Source organism: Halocynthiibacter namhaensis (genome assembly GCF_000812685.1).
GTDB classification, from domain to species: domain Bacteria; phylum Pseudomonadota; class Alphaproteobacteria; order Rhodobacterales; family Rhodobacteraceae; genus Halocynthiibacter; species Halocynthiibacter namhaensis.
The window spans coordinates 122,772-136,025 of sequence record NZ_JWIF01000059.1 but is presented as its reverse complement, the minus strand read 5'-3'; the positions used below and the strand labels follow the sequence as shown (position 1 = coordinate 136,025).

Annotated in this window: 16 protein-coding genes; 15 read left to right on the top strand and 1 reads right to left on the bottom strand. The window is 54.7% G+C overall.

Going from position 1 to position 13,254, the window contains the following annotated elements:
- A partial coding sequence (locus RJ38_RS12505; protein WP_039017055.1) for an IS3 family transposase occupies positions 1–619 on the top strand: 619 nt, incomplete at its 5' end.
- On the opposite strand, the gene RJ38_RS12500 is transcribed toward RJ38_RS12505, so the two are convergent.
- Entirely contained in the window at positions 537–1,130 is a 594-nt protein-coding gene (locus RJ38_RS12500; RefSeq protein ID WP_052245367.1) for a cytochrome b/b6 domain-containing protein, read from the bottom strand. The two genes, RJ38_RS12505 and RJ38_RS12500, sit on opposite strands and share 83 nt — an antisense overlap.
- Positions 1,131–1,358: 228 nt before the next feature.
- Between RJ38_RS12500 and RJ38_RS19400 the strand changes: the two genes are divergently transcribed.
- From RJ38_RS19400 to RJ38_RS12435, 14 genes are all read left to right on the top strand, one after another.
- On the top strand, positions 1,359–1,490 hold the full coding sequence (locus RJ38_RS19400) for a hypothetical protein (RefSeq protein WP_272945945.1): 132 nt from the start codon (positions 1,359–1,361) through the stop codon (positions 1,488–1,490).
- Positions 1,491–1,532: 42 nt separating this feature from the next.
- A complete protein-coding gene (locus RJ38_RS12495; protein WP_039019203.1) occupies positions 1,533–2,525 on the top strand; it encodes a sugar-transfer associated ATP-grasp domain-containing protein in 993 nt (330 codons plus the stop codon).
- 111 nt (positions 2,526–2,636) lie between these two features.
- Complete coding sequence (fabD, locus tag RJ38_RS12490; RefSeq protein WP_039019202.1) at positions 2,637–3,572, top strand: ACP S-malonyltransferase; 936 nt, start codon at positions 2,637–2,639, stop codon at positions 3,570–3,572.
- Positions 3,573–3,657: 85 nt separating this feature from the next.
- Positions 3,658–4,395: a 3-oxoacyl-[acyl-carrier-protein] reductase gene (gene fabG, locus RJ38_RS12485; protein ID WP_039019201.1), complete on the top strand. Its 738-nt coding sequence runs from the start codon at positions 3,658–3,660 to the stop codon at positions 4,393–4,395.
- A 186-nt stretch (positions 4,396–4,581) separates the two neighbouring features.
- Positions 4,582–4,815 (top strand): acyl carrier protein, encoded by a 234-nt coding sequence (locus tag RJ38_RS12480; protein ID WP_039019200.1) that lies wholly within the window; start codon positions 4,582–4,584, stop codon positions 4,813–4,815.
- 226 nt (positions 4,816–5,041) lie between these two features.
- Positions 5,042–5,785, top strand: a complete 744-nt coding sequence (locus tag RJ38_RS12475; protein WP_039019199.1) for a 1-(5-phosphoribosyl)-5-[(5-phosphoribosylamino)methylideneamino]imidazole-4-carboxamide isomerase — start codon at positions 5,042–5,044, stop codon at positions 5,783–5,785.
- A 202-nt stretch (positions 5,786–5,987) separates the two neighbouring features.
- A complete protein-coding gene (gene fabF, locus RJ38_RS12470; RefSeq protein WP_039019198.1) occupies positions 5,988–7,259 on the top strand; it encodes a beta-ketoacyl-ACP synthase II in 1,272 nt (423 codons plus the stop codon).
- Positions 7,259–8,416, top strand: coding sequence for an endolytic transglycosylase MltG (gene mltG, locus RJ38_RS12465; RefSeq protein ID WP_039019197.1), 1,158 nt, complete (start codon positions 7,259–7,261; stop codon positions 8,414–8,416). Before fabF ends, mltG begins: the two co-directional genes overlap by 1 nt.
- Before the next feature lie 205 nt (positions 8,417–8,621).
- Positions 8,622–9,137 carry a hypothetical protein gene (locus RJ38_RS12460; RefSeq protein ID WP_039019196.1) on the top strand — a complete coding sequence of 172 codons (516 nt, stop codon included), beginning with the start codon at positions 8,622–8,624 and terminating at the stop codon, positions 9,135–9,137.
- Between the two features lie 293 nt (positions 9,138–9,430).
- Complete coding sequence (locus RJ38_RS19265; protein WP_052245366.1) at positions 9,431–9,760, top strand: hypothetical protein; 330 nt, start codon at positions 9,431–9,433, stop codon at positions 9,758–9,760.
- The gene (locus RJ38_RS12450) at positions 9,717–11,075 is read left to right on the top strand and encodes a DNA-packaging protein (RefSeq protein WP_082005732.1); all 1,359 of its coding nucleotides are present in this window, start codon (positions 9,717–9,719) and stop codon (positions 11,073–11,075) included. Before RJ38_RS19265 ends, RJ38_RS12450 begins: the two co-directional genes overlap by 44 nt.
- Before the next feature lie 119 nt (positions 11,076–11,194).
- Positions 11,195–12,379 carry a phage portal protein gene (locus RJ38_RS12445; RefSeq protein WP_039019194.1) on the top strand — a complete coding sequence of 395 codons (1,185 nt, stop codon included), beginning with the start codon at positions 11,195–11,197 and terminating at the stop codon, positions 12,377–12,379.
- On the top strand, positions 12,372–12,620 hold the full coding sequence (locus tag RJ38_RS12440; protein WP_039019224.1) for a GTA head formation protein, RCAP_rcc01685 family: 249 nt from the start codon (positions 12,372–12,374) through the stop codon (positions 12,618–12,620). Before RJ38_RS12445 ends, RJ38_RS12440 begins: the two co-directional genes overlap by 8 nt.
- 44 nt (positions 12,621–12,664) lie before the next feature.
- The gene (locus RJ38_RS12435) at positions 12,665–13,237 is read left to right on the top strand and encodes an HK97 family phage prohead protease (RefSeq protein WP_039019193.1); all 573 of its coding nucleotides are present in this window, start codon (positions 12,665–12,667) and stop codon (positions 13,235–13,237) included.
- Positions 13,238–13,254: the final 17 nt, after the last annotated feature.

The window sequence follows — 13,254 nt, the reverse complement described above, 5'->3', positions numbered from 1 at the left end:
TCGCAGGGTCGGACGTCTGATGGGCGAGAATGGCATCAAGATCATCAGAACCCAGAAATACAAGGCGACAACGGACAGCAACCACACGTTCAACATTGCACCAAATCTGTTGGATCAAGATTTCTCAGCGACTGGCCCCAATCAGAAATGGGCTGGCGACATCAGCTACATTTGGACCAGCGAAGGTTGGCTGTATCTTGCCGTCATCCTTGACCTGTATTCTCGCCGCGTCATCGGATGGGCTATCAGTAACCGCATGAAGAAGGATCTGGCAATCCGGGCGTTAGATATGGCCGTTGCTTTGCGCCAACCACCGGAGGATTGCATTCACCATACGGATCGTGGTTCACAATATTGCTCAAATGAGTATCAGAAGCGCTTGTCCAAGCACGGTTTCAAGGTCTCGATGAGCGGCAAGGGAAATTGTTATGATAATTCTATGGTCGAGACGTTCTTCAAATCCATTAAGGCTGAGCTGATTTGGCGCAACCGTTGGGACACACGCCGTCAGGCTGAAGGCGCGATCTTCCAGTATATCAACGGGTTCTATAACCCGCGCCGTCGCCACTCATCGCTTGGCGGGAAAAGTCCCTTGGCTTTTGAGCGAAAGGCCGCATAAATGAGTTCAGAGACCGGAACGTAAGCGGGACAAGACCAAGCACGCGCTCAAAGGTTTTATGCAGCGCGCCAAACAGATGTGCGGTGAATTCTGATTTCTCGACAAAGGGCAGGTCTTGGCCAAAGGGCCAGAAGATCGGTGCAAACCCTGTGGTGGCGGCGTGATGGATCCAGCCGGTGAGGGGCACCAGAACCAGGGATCCATAAAGAAGCCAATGGATGAGTTCCGCGACGAAGCTTTCCAGTTTGCGTTCAGGATGCAGTGAGACTGGTTTTGGTTGGGTCAGGGCCCAGAAGATACGGGCAAGTGCTAGGAAAAACACAAACACACCCAGTGTTTTGTGGATCTGAAACAGGAATGCCTTGCGTGCCAAAAGTTCTGAGGTGTCATAGGCCATGCCGTCAGCAATAATACCCAATGGGATCAAGGCGATGATCGTCAGGGCGACGCTCCAGTGGAAGAATTTGGCGACGGACCCGAAACGGGTTGGGGTGTTGTGTTTGGCAGACATTATGCAGCTCCTGACTGAGTAAGGACAGCATGGCCTGTATGGGCTTTCTAGGCAAGACCACCGCATGCGCAGTTGCTGTGCACATTTGCGTGATCAGGGGTGTTTCTTAAGGTGGTTCGCGAAAGGTCTGAAACGCCCAAATTCCAACATATTTCATCGTTAACTTTGTGCCGAATATGAAAACAATCCCGCTGTATGCCTGTCATATGGGAAGAACTGGAATAAATTATGGACAATCAACCCTCAGCCTCTGCTTCCGATCTGGATCAACAAAGCTATTTGTCGGCCCGTGACAGCGATCATAAAGATTTACTGGTCTACGCCGCTAAGGAATCCGGGCGTTCTGTGTTGCAGGTCTAGCGCGATTTCAAGGCCTTGGCCAACTCCCACAGTCGTTTGAACATGGTAGAATATGTGCGGACGGGGCTGTTTCGGCATGACAAATTCACGGATGTGCAGCGCGCGGCCTATGTTTCAAACGATTTGCATTGGGGTTTGACCCATAAATGTAACACGCATGGTTGGACGGGGATGGCCGAGGATAAGGCCTTGGCAACGATGTTGTTGTCTGCCGGAGAGGTTCCAACACCTGAAATTCTGGGGGTTATTGATGTGTCTCCTCGTATCTATCCTGGGGTGACGCAGATCGGGACAGCGGATCAGTTGCGGGATCTGGTTTTGGCCAATCTGGCACAGGGGATTTTCGGAAAAATCGTTGATGGCATGGTGAGCTTTGGTGCATTTCGCATTGAAACCGCTGATGCAACCCATTTGACATGTGCTGGGCATGCGCCGATGACGTATGATAGTTTTCTGGCTGATTTTGTTGGTGAAAATACCTATATTTTGCAACACAGTTTGACCAATCATTCTGCCCTTGCGCCCTATGCAGGGGCATTGGCGACAGTGCGTATGGTGAATTTGGTGCAGGATGATGGGGTGTATTGCCCGTTGGCTGTGATCAAGCTTCCTCAAGGTGAGAATATTGCAGATGCCTTTTGGCGGCCGGGCAATCTGGCCAGTGAGGTTGATGTTGATACCGGTGAAATCCGCACAGTCACGGAACGGGGCCGTTATGAGGTGACCTTTCACGACGATCACCCGGAACATGCTGGTTTGATGGGGCTGAAGCTGCCTCATTGGGATGATTTGCGCGAGATCAACGCGCGGGCGGCGCAAATTTTTGCCCCCATTCGCTATCAATCCACCGACATTGCGATCACTGAAGATGGCCCCGTGGTTATTGAGCTGAACTATGGTGGCGGCTTTGATCTGCCGCAATACGCCAGCGGGCGCGGGATGCTGACACCTGAGGTGCGTTCATTTTTTGAAAGCCATGGCTGCCGTTTTGAGGGCGAGGCCAAAAAGAAATGGTCCCTTTTTGGCCGCAGATGATGCCTAAAGCGTCCGATTGTCCATCCTGACGCGGCTTGTCGCGCTAAACCATTGCGACAGCGAGCTGGGCAGGGTATTCAGCGGTTAACTAAACTGATTGAGGGGCGTAATATGCGTGCATTTGTATTTCCGGGGCAGGGTGCTCAGGCTATTGGGATGGGAAAAGCTTTGGCTGAAGCCTATCCGGCGGCGAAAGCTGTGTTTGACGAGGTCGATGAGGCCCTTGGCGAAAAATTGTCTGATCTGATCTGGGAAGGCGATGCGGCGACATTGACCCTGACGCAAAACGCGCAACCCGCATTGATGGCGACATCTTTGGCCGCCATGCGCGCGCTTGAAACCGAAGGTGTTTTGATCACGGATGCAAGCTTTGTGGCGGGGCATTCCCTTGGTGAATATTCCGCTTTGGCGGCATCCGGTGCGATCTCGGTCGCTGATACAGCATGCTTGTTGCGCACGCGTGGGGCGGCAATGCAAAAGGCCGTGCCTGTGGGTGTTGGCGCGATGGCCGCTTTGCTGGGCCTTGACTTTGAAACTGCGACTGAGGTCGCGCTAGAAGCGTCCCACGATCAAGTGTGCCAGGCTGCCAATGACAATGATCCGGGCCAGGTTGTGGTTTCTGGTCACAAAGAAGCGGTTGAGCGCGCGATTGAGATTGCAAAAGCCAAAGGGGCGAAGCGGGCGGTATTATTGCCTGTGTCAGCCCCGTTTCATTGCGCTTTGATGCAGCCCGCTGCCGAAGTGATGGCAGATGCTTTGTCACATGTGGAAATCAATCGCCCAGCGGTGCCTTTGTTTGCAAACGTGCGTGCGGCGGCAATTTCTGATCCGACCACCATTCGCAGCTTGCTGGTTGAACAAGTGACCGGATCCGTACGGTGGCGCGAAAGCGTGGCCAATATGGCGGCAGAAGGTGTGACCGAGATTTGGGAAATCGGGGCGGGTAAAGCCCTGTCTGGGATGATCCGCCGGATTGAACGTTCCATTGCCTGTAAGGCGGTTGGGACTGCGGATGATGTGAAAGCGGTAACTGCTGCAACTGAATGAAACGTTAAACGGGATCTTTGAAAGATCCCGGACCGTTTTCTTTCAAAGAAAACGACGCAAAACATGAATGAAGAGGGAAGTTTAGATGTTTGATCTAACAGGGAAATGCGCATTGATCACCGGTGCATCGGGTGGCATCGGTGGCTCTATTGCCAAGGCGCTTCACGCTGCGGGTGCGACCGTGGGCCTATCTGGTACACGTGTTGAGCCGCTTGAGGCTTTGGCTGCGGAACTGGGGGAACGTGCGCATGTTTTGCCATGTAACCTATCTGATGCAGAGGCTGTTGATGCCCTGCCAAAAGCTGCGGCTGCGGCTATGGGGTCGGTTGATATCCTTGTGAATAATGCAGGCATCACACGTGATCAGCTGTTCATGCGGATGTCTGACGACGAATGGCAATCTGTGATTGACGTGAACCTGACCTCCACCATGCGTCTGTGTCGCGGTGTGATGCGCCCGATGATGAAAGCGCGTTGGGGCCGGATCATCAATATCAGTTCCATCGTCGGGGCGACGGGCAACCCGGGCCAAGTCAACTATGCCGCCTCAAAAGCGGGCATGGTTGGGATGACTAAGTCCATTGCTTATGAAGTCGCCAGCCGGGGAATCACTGCGAATGCCGTGGCGCCTGGGTTCATTGCGACACCGATGACCGAGAAACTGACCGATGATCAGAAAGAAAAAATTAACGTGCAAATCCCAGCCGCACGTATGGGCAACCCCGAGGAAATTGCAGCCGCTGTGCTTTATCTTGCAAGCCCGGAAGCCGCATATGTCACAGGTTCGACCTTGCATGTGAACGGTGGTATGGCCATGTTGTAATGCAATGCCCCACAACCTGGGGCTTGCGAAAGCGTTTGCCTTATGCATTTGATGTGCTATAGGCCACGCAGATTTTACCGGGACACGGGTTAGCCGTGTCGGGTGTTGTGTTAAGCAAAACCTATAAGGCGCCGGGCCAAACAGAGAGAAACGGGGATAATCCCCGCACTTAAGTGAGGAAATACTATGAGCGACGTCGCAGATCGTGTAAAAAAGATCGTTGTTGAGCACCTTGGTGTTGAAGCAGAAAAAGTTGTTGAAAATGCTTCTTTCATCGACGACCTGGGCGCAGACAGCCTGGACACAGTTGAGCTGGTTATGGCTTTCGAAGAAGAATTCGGCATCGAGATTCCGGATGACGCTGCAGAAACCATCCAATCTTTCGGCGACGCAGTGAAATTCATCACTGAAGCTTCCTAAGCTTTACCGCCTTTATAGAATTTGAAAACGGCGTCCTAATGGGGCGCCGTTTTTGTTTTTGTGCTGAACTGGGGCGCATTCTCTAACTGACGCGCCGGGGTGGGTATCCTGGCGTGGTTAATATGATCTTAAGAACAGCGCAGGTATGCGAATTTATAATAGTACCGCCATGCGTGTTTTTTGTGATACTGTGGTTCCATAGATGAACAACAGATAGGTACTGCCCATGATCCTTTATCCAACGATTGAACTTCAGAACGGCCATTGTGTCAGCTTAACCAGAGGTGATTTGGATCAACCCATGATTTGGCATGTTGATCCGGTCGAGAAGGCCAAGGAATTTGTCGCCTCTGGGGCTGAGTGGCTTCAGGTGACGGATTTTGATGCTATCGTTGGGGATGACCAGAATGCGGGCATCGTGGAGGAAATCATAAGCACCTCTGGCGGTAATGTTCAGGTGGCCGGCGGCATACGCACCCAAGAACAGGTGGAACGTTGGATTGAAAAAGGCGCGGGCCGCGTTGTGATCGGAACTTTGGCGACGCAGGATCCGGAATTGGTTAAATCGCTGGCCATGGCGTTTCCAGACCAGGTTGTTCTCGCGGTTGATGTCTGGGAAGATCGGGTCATGACGGAAGGTTGGAAAACCAAATCGGGACTTGAGCCAAGCAGTTTCATCAAAGCCTATGAAGGCACGCCTTTTGCCGCGATCCAGCTGACAGACATCGCGTCGGACGTCTCTGATACCGAAGCCTCGCTTGGATTGCTTACAGCGCTGTCGAGCGAGACAAAGACCCCGGTGATTGCCAGCGGTATGGTGCGCAATGTGGATGACCTGTCGCGGCTTAATTATGTTGGTAATATTCAGGGCGCTGTTGTTGGGCGGGCATTGTTTCGCAAAACCATCGACCTTAAAGACGCATTCGCGGCGACGATGCCACAGACTGAGCCAACCGCACAATTTATCTGATCCTAGTTGGACAGATTGATCTGCCGGCCGTCACGCAATGTGGCGGTCGTTTTCGTTTTGGGGGGGCTTTGGGCGTGTGGGTTTTGAGGCAAAAATGCGAAAACCTGCCTGTAAGTCGCGGGTTTTCTATGCGGGGCCTTGCCCAATTGGGGGCTAGCACGGTATGTACCTGCGAGGAAACGACAATGAAAAGGGCAGAGCCATGCGTCGGGTAGTTATCACAGGTCTTGGAATGGTTACCCCACTTGGGGATGGTGTTGAAACCACATGGGAGCGGATCCTGGACAGTCAGTCTGGAGCTGGCCCAATCACGCGCTTTGATGCGGAACGTGTGACCACGAAATATGCATGTGAAATTCCGCGCGGTGACGGGTCTGATGGTACGTTCAACCCGGATGCTTACATGGAGCCAAAAGAACAGCGTAAAGTCGATGATTTCATCCTTTACGGTGTGGCGGCTGCCGATCAGGCTGTGAAAGACGCGGGCTGGGATCCTAAGGAAAGCGGCGACGAAGAAGGCTGTTTGCGCACCGGTGTGATGATCGGGTCTGGCATTGGTGGCCTGACGTCGATTGCTGAGACTGCGATCTTGCTGAAAGAAAAAGGCCCACGTCGCGTGAGCCCGTTCTTTATTCCTTCTGCGCTGATCAACTTGATCTCGGGCCAGGTTGGCATTCGCTATGGTTTCAAAGGCCCGAACCATGCGGTTGTGACGGCCTGTTCCACAGGTGCGCATGCCATCGGTGATGCGGCCCGTTTGATCATGCTTGACGATGCGGATGTGATGATTGCTGGTGGGGCTGAAAGCCCGATCTCTGAGATTGGGATCGCGGGTTTTAACGCGTGTAAAGCCTTGTCCACCAAACGTGCGGATGACCCGAAGGCCGCAAGCCGTCCCTATGATGGGGATCGTGACGGGTTTGTCATGGGCGAGGGTGCTGGCGTTGTTGTGCTGGAAGAATATGAGCACGCGAAAGCCCGTGGTGCGAAGATCTATGCTGAGGTTCTTGGTTATGGTCTGTCAGGTGACGCCTATCACATCACAGCGCCGTCTTCTGATGGCGATGGTGGCTTCCGGTCCATGGCGGCTGCGTTGAAACGTGCGGGTGTTGCACCGGGTGACATTGATTACATCAACGCACACGGCACTTCCACAATGGCCGATACGATTGAATTGGGCGCTGTGGAACGTTTGATGGGGGATGCTGCGAATACTGCGACGATGTCTTCCACGAAATCTGCGATTGGTCACCTTTTGGGCGCGGCTGGCGCGGTTGAAGCGATCTTCTGTATCCTTGCAATCCGCGATCAGGTGGCACCGCCCACGTTGAACTTGGAAAACCCAGCGGTCGATAGCCCGTTGGATCTTGCGCCATTGAAACCGGTGAAACGTGAGATCAACGTCGCATTGTCCAATTCATTCGGATTTGGCGGCACGAATGCGTCATTGGTTGTTGGCAAGGTGCGGGACTGATGTTCGCACGTCACATTGCGGCCAATGCGCTGACCCTGATCGGTGTGATGACCTTTGCGGGTGTTGGCGTCGTGGCCTGGGGCAAACAGCAATATACAGCCCCTGGCCCCCTTGCTCAGGCGATTTGTCTGCGCGTTGAGGGTGGTTCTGATATGGGCGATGTTGCTGATACGCTTGAGACGCTGAATGCGGTTTCTTCGCGGGCGTTGTTCAAAACGGGTACGCAATATGCGGGCCGTTCGCATTTGTTGAAGGCGGGTAGCTTTCTGGTGCCTGCTGGCGCGTCTATGGCGGATATCAACGGTGTTGTGACCGGCAATGGGCGTTCGACCTGTGGTACGGAGATCAACTATCGTATCGGCATTTTGCGTGCAAAGCTTGAGGTCAATGAACTTGACCCAGAAACCAGTCGCTATGTTGAGGTCGCAAGCTTTAATCCGGCGGAAGATGCGGTGCCTGAGGTCTATACGGAAACCCGTGAAGATACATCTGTGCGCTATCGGATCACCATGGCTGAGGGGATTACCTCTTGGCAGATCGTGGATGCTTTGAAACGTGCGGATTTCCTAACCGGAGAAGTGGCAGAGACCCCCGCAGAGGGCACGCTTGCGCCTTTGGGGGAAGATGTGCAGGTCGGCATGGATCGCAATGATTTGCTGGCGCAGATGGCTGATCGGCAATCTGAGATCTTGGCGGCGGCTTGGGAAAACCGCGCGGATGGGCTGCCTTATGCCAATCCTGAAGAAGCACTGATCATGGCGTCGATCATTGAGAAAGAAACCGGTGTAAGTTCTGAACGTGCACAGGTGGCCAGTGTCTTTGTGAACCGTCTGAACCAGGGCATCCGTTTGCAAACGGATCCGACGGTGATTTATGGCATCACCAAGGGCCAGGGGGCGCTTGGACGTGGCTTGCGTCAATCTGAATTGCGCCGTCCCACGCCGTGGAACACCTATGTGATTGATGCGCTGCCACCAACGCCAATTGCCAATCCAGGCACGGCGGCGATTGAGGCGGCATTGAACCCGGACAACACGGATTTCATCTTCTTTGTGGCGGACGGCACGGGGGGGCACGCCTTTGGGCGGACCTTGCAAGAACATAACGCCAATGTCGCGAAATGGCGTGAGATTGAAGCGCAACGGGCCTCTGAGTAAGGTTTGCGACCTCAGATAACTGATCTGATCTGGCCTTAGTTCAGGCCTGGAAAAACAATATAGCCGCAGAGCGTGAAAGCGATCTGCGGTTTTTCTGTTTTTAGAGGGTATTGGATAATATCTTGATTTTAATGTATGGTTTTCATGTGGCGATATTGGCCATGTGGTTTGGTTATGTGATTTTAACAAGTGAAAGGTTTGGAAAATGATTGATGCTATACAGATTGAATACAGCCTTCGTGTGATTGATTCAGAAGATTTTTGGGGTGATGAACCGCGTTTGGAGTTCGTTTTTGTGACCGGCCACCAGCGTCGGACACAAGTCTATGTGCAAAACGGTGGGCAGCTGGCGAGTAACTTTGGTGGCGGTGTTTGGGCGTCCGGCTCAGCGACGATTACTGACCTTGAGGCCGTGACGCCGATCGTGCCTTATCGACGATCGCCTTTCTTTGGTTTTGGCGTGCGTGCGATGGAAAATGACGACAGCAGGCCCGATGAGCGACGCAGGGCACGCAATGACATGGCGCGGGGGCTGGAAGCCGCGCTTGATCCGATCTTTCGTGACGGAAGGGTGCCGACTGTTCGCAATCTGTGGAATGCCATGAACGGCGCTGCTTTGCCTACCAGGGGGACGAGGATGACAGAATTGGGGTTGCCGCCCGAATTTACCCGGACCTATATGCGGAATTTGGCGCAAGTCGTGATGGCACAACCTTGGTGACGGATGAATTTAGGTTCGGTGAAGATGGTGCGCATTGGCAGATGAATTGGCGTATGAGGCAGTATCGTTTGTAACGAATTTCCGTTGAAAATAAGGGGTAAACTGCTGTTTGTTAACGGTTTCTTACCCTGTGCGCACTCAGCTTATGCGTGTATTTCGCTTGACTTATCGAACGGTCCTATGTATAACTTGTGACAAGCTGGAAGAAGTGGGTAAGCGGCACGGGGGAAACCTTGGCGCCGCTTTTCTGTTTCTGCTCGTGCGGTCAGTATGAGAGGCGGGTTTACAACAATATGGTACTTATCACACCCGATACAGGTCACCTGTCGGCGGAGGACGTTCTGACGTCGGCGGAAGAGTTATTCGTGGCTGCTGAGAAGATTTTGCAGGACCGAATGCACCAGTTGGACGCGGGCGGGGGGCCGGTGGACAGCGAAACGAAGAAGGATCTGGGCGCTTATATGAGGGCGCTTGGGTATTTCATCCATGAAAGGCAAGAAATTGAAAAGCGCAGAGCAAAACTTGACGGTGCCGCCAGCGGTAGATCCGGTACGGTGCTTGACCTCAGTGACGCAAGAGCTGAGATCGGGCGCAGACTGGCTTGCCTGCGCGACGCCTCGTGAGCAGGAGACATTCCTGAATGACCTATCTAAGGAAGCGCTTTTGGCGCTTCCTTTTTTGTTTGAGTTCTGGGCCTTGCCGCATCAGTTGCCGCCCACGACATGTGAAGATGGGCGGGATTGGCGCACGTGGCTGTGTCTTGGCGGGCGTGGTGCGGGAAAAACCCGGGCCGGTGCGGAATGGGTGCGCCGTGAGGTCGAGGGGGGGAAACCCTTGGATGCGGGGCGGTCCAGTCGTGTGGCCTTGGTGGGGGAAACCTTTGATCAGGTGCGTGACGTTATGATTTTTGGCGACAGCGGTATTATGGCCTGTTCGCCGCCGGACCGGATGCCGGAATGGCATGCGGGAAAACGGCAGCTGATTTGGCCCAATGGTGCGATGGCGCAAGCGTTTTCGGCCCATGAACCAGAGAACCTACGCGGGCCGCAGTTTGACGCGGCTTGGGTGGATGAGCTGGCGAAATGGAAGAAGTCGCAGGAAAGCTGGGATATGTTGCAGTTTGGACTGCGGCTGGGGGAGATGCCCCGGCAATGCGTGACGACAACGCCGCGCAATGTGCCGGTGCTTAAGGCGATTATGGCGAATGCATCGACGGTGACGACCCACGCGCCGACAGAGGCGAATAGGGCCTATCTGGCGGATAGTTTTCTAGAGGAAATTCGCACGCGTTATGCGGGGACGCGGCTTGGGCGTCAGGAGTTGGACGGGGTGTTGTTGCAGGACACAGAGGGCGCGTTGTGGCGTCAGGAAATGATTGAGGCCTGTCGCGATGATGCAGCACCTGAATTTGACCGCATTGTTGTGGCCGTGGATCCGCCGGTGACGGGACACGCGGGATCAGATGAATGTGGGATTATCGTGGCGGGTGTTGTCACGAAAGCTGCGCCGCAGGATTGGACTGCATGGGTTTTGAAGGATGCGACTGTGGCGGCGAGTTCGCCGATGCAATGGGCCCAGGCGGCGATTGATGCGATGCGAGAATTCGGCGCGGATCGGCTGGTGGCGGAGGTCAATCAGGGCGGGGATATGGTGGAAACGATCATCCGCCAGATTGACCCTTTGGTCGCCTACACGGGTGTGCGGGCCAGTCGCGGCAAGGTGGCGCGGGCTGAACCTGTGGCGGCCCTGTACGAACAGGGGCGCGTGCGGCATTTGCGCGGGCTTGGGGCGCTTGAGGACCAGATGTGTTTGATGGGCGCGCAGGGGTTTGCGGGCAGTGGCAGCCCGGACCGGGTGGATGCTTTGGTTTGGGCCTTGCAGGATCTGATGATTGATCCCGCACAGACTTATAAGCGGCCACAGGTGCGCGGTTTGTAACGCGGAATTTTGAGTATTTTTGGCAAGATGAATGGGGCGGTTTTTGGACCGGTCTTGAAAGGCATGTCTGGGCGTTATGCGTTGGATAGGTCAGTGAAAACACATGAGGAGCGAGCTCTATGGTATTTGATTTCCTAGGAAAATCAGCGCAGGCGGCAGTGGAGGTGAAGGCCTCGGCGGCGGGGCCGGTGATTGCGATGCAGAGCGGCATGTCGGGCCGTGTGGCCTGGAGCCCGCGCGATGTGGTGAGCCTGACGAAAACCGGGTTTACGGGTAACCCAATTGGGTTTCGGTCGGTGAAATTGATTGCGGAGGCGGCGGCGGCTTTGCCTTTGGTTTTGCAAGACAGCGAGCGGCGGTTTGAGCAGCATCCGGTGTTGGATTTGGTGCGCAAACCAAACGCGGGCCAGGGCCGTGCGGAGCTGTTTGAGGCGCTTTATGGGCAGCTTTTGTTGTCGGGCAATGGGTACATTGAGGTGGTGCCGGATGAGGATGGGCAGCCGGCGGAACTGCATGTTTTGCGGTCTGATCGTATGAATGTGGTGCCGGGGCGTGATGGTTGGCCGGTGGCTTATGAATATGCCGTGGGCGGGCGCAAGCATCGCTTTGATATGACCGGGGATATTCAGCCGATTTGTCATGTGAAGACGTTTCACCCGCAGGACGATCATTATGGTTTGTCCCCGATGCAGGCGGCGGCCAGCGCGATTGATGTGCATAATGCGGCGAGCCGGTGGTCGAAGGGCTTGTTGGACAATGCAGCAAGGCCGTCCGGGGCGTTTGTGTATCACGGTGGCGAGGGCCAGGCGCAGTTGAGCCAGGATCAGTATGAACGTCTGCAATCGGATATGGCGAGCTATCATCAGGGGGCGGCGAATGCGGGGCGTCCGATGTTGCTTGAGGGTGGTTTGGATTGGAAACCGATGGGGTTTAGCCCGTCTGACATGGAGTTCCAGAAGACGAAAGAAGCGGCGGCGCGTGAGATTTCCGTGGCCTTTGGGGTGCCGCCGATGCTTTTGGGCATTCCGGGGGATGCGACCTATGCAAATTATCAGGAAGCGAACCGGGCGTTTTTCCGGCTGACGGTTTTGCCATTGGCGACCAAGGTGACGGCGGCTGTTTCGGATTGGCTGTCGGGCATTGCGGGCGAGCAGGTTGAGTTGAAACCCGACTTGGATCAGGTGGCGGCGTTGGCGGGGGAACGTGACAGTCAGTGGCGTCGGATTGCGGGCGCGTCTTTCTTGAGTGATGCGGAAAAACGCAGTCTATTGGGCCTTCCTAAACTGGCGGATGACGATGGTTGATACACCCGAGAAACATACGGGATCGCGGTTTCTTTACGATAGTTTTGACGCCGCCAGTGCCCGGATTGAAGCGAATGAACGGGTCAATCAGATGCAATTTGAGGCGCTTGGCCAGAGGCTTGATCGCATTGAAGTGATGATTGAGCGGCTGGATAAGCGGCTTTGGTTGACGGTTTACGGCGTGGTTGGGGTGATCCTGGCCCAGGGCGTGAGTTCGATCATTGATGCTGTTCCAAAGTAATGCGGCGCCGTTTTGGTGCGAACGCAGGTGTAAGGAATTTTAATATGACTTATGAGATAAAATCGGACTTGGAAGTGAAATTCTGCCGGATGGATGCGGGTGTGAGCTTGGTCGATGGGGCAAGCGTTGAGGGCTATGCGTCTTACTTCGGGATCGCGGATCAGGGCGGCGATGTGGTGGAAGCGGGGGCCTATGAGGTGTCGCTGGCGGCATTGGCGCAAAAGGGACGCAACGTGAAGATGCTGTGGCAGCATGATCCGGCGCAACCCATTGGGATTTGGGATGAAATTCGCGAAGACAGCAAGGGACTTTATGTAAAGGGGCGCTTGCTGTTGGACGTGGAAAAAGGCCGTGAAGCGGCGGCTTTGATTGAGGCGGGGGCGATTGACGGCTTGTCGATTGGTTACCGCACCAAGAAAGCGACAAAGAACAACAGAGGCCAGAGGCTTCTGAACGAGCTGGAGCTTTGGGAGGTGTCGCTTGTGACGTTTCCAATGCTGCCGGAAGCGCGAATTGGGGCTAAGGGTGACACGCCTGAAGGCCATGATCTGCGTGAGCTGGCGGGGGCAATTGAAGCGGCCCGCCAGAGTTTGACCCGCGATGAGCGCGAGGTCTGAATCTCTCTGGGTCTTGA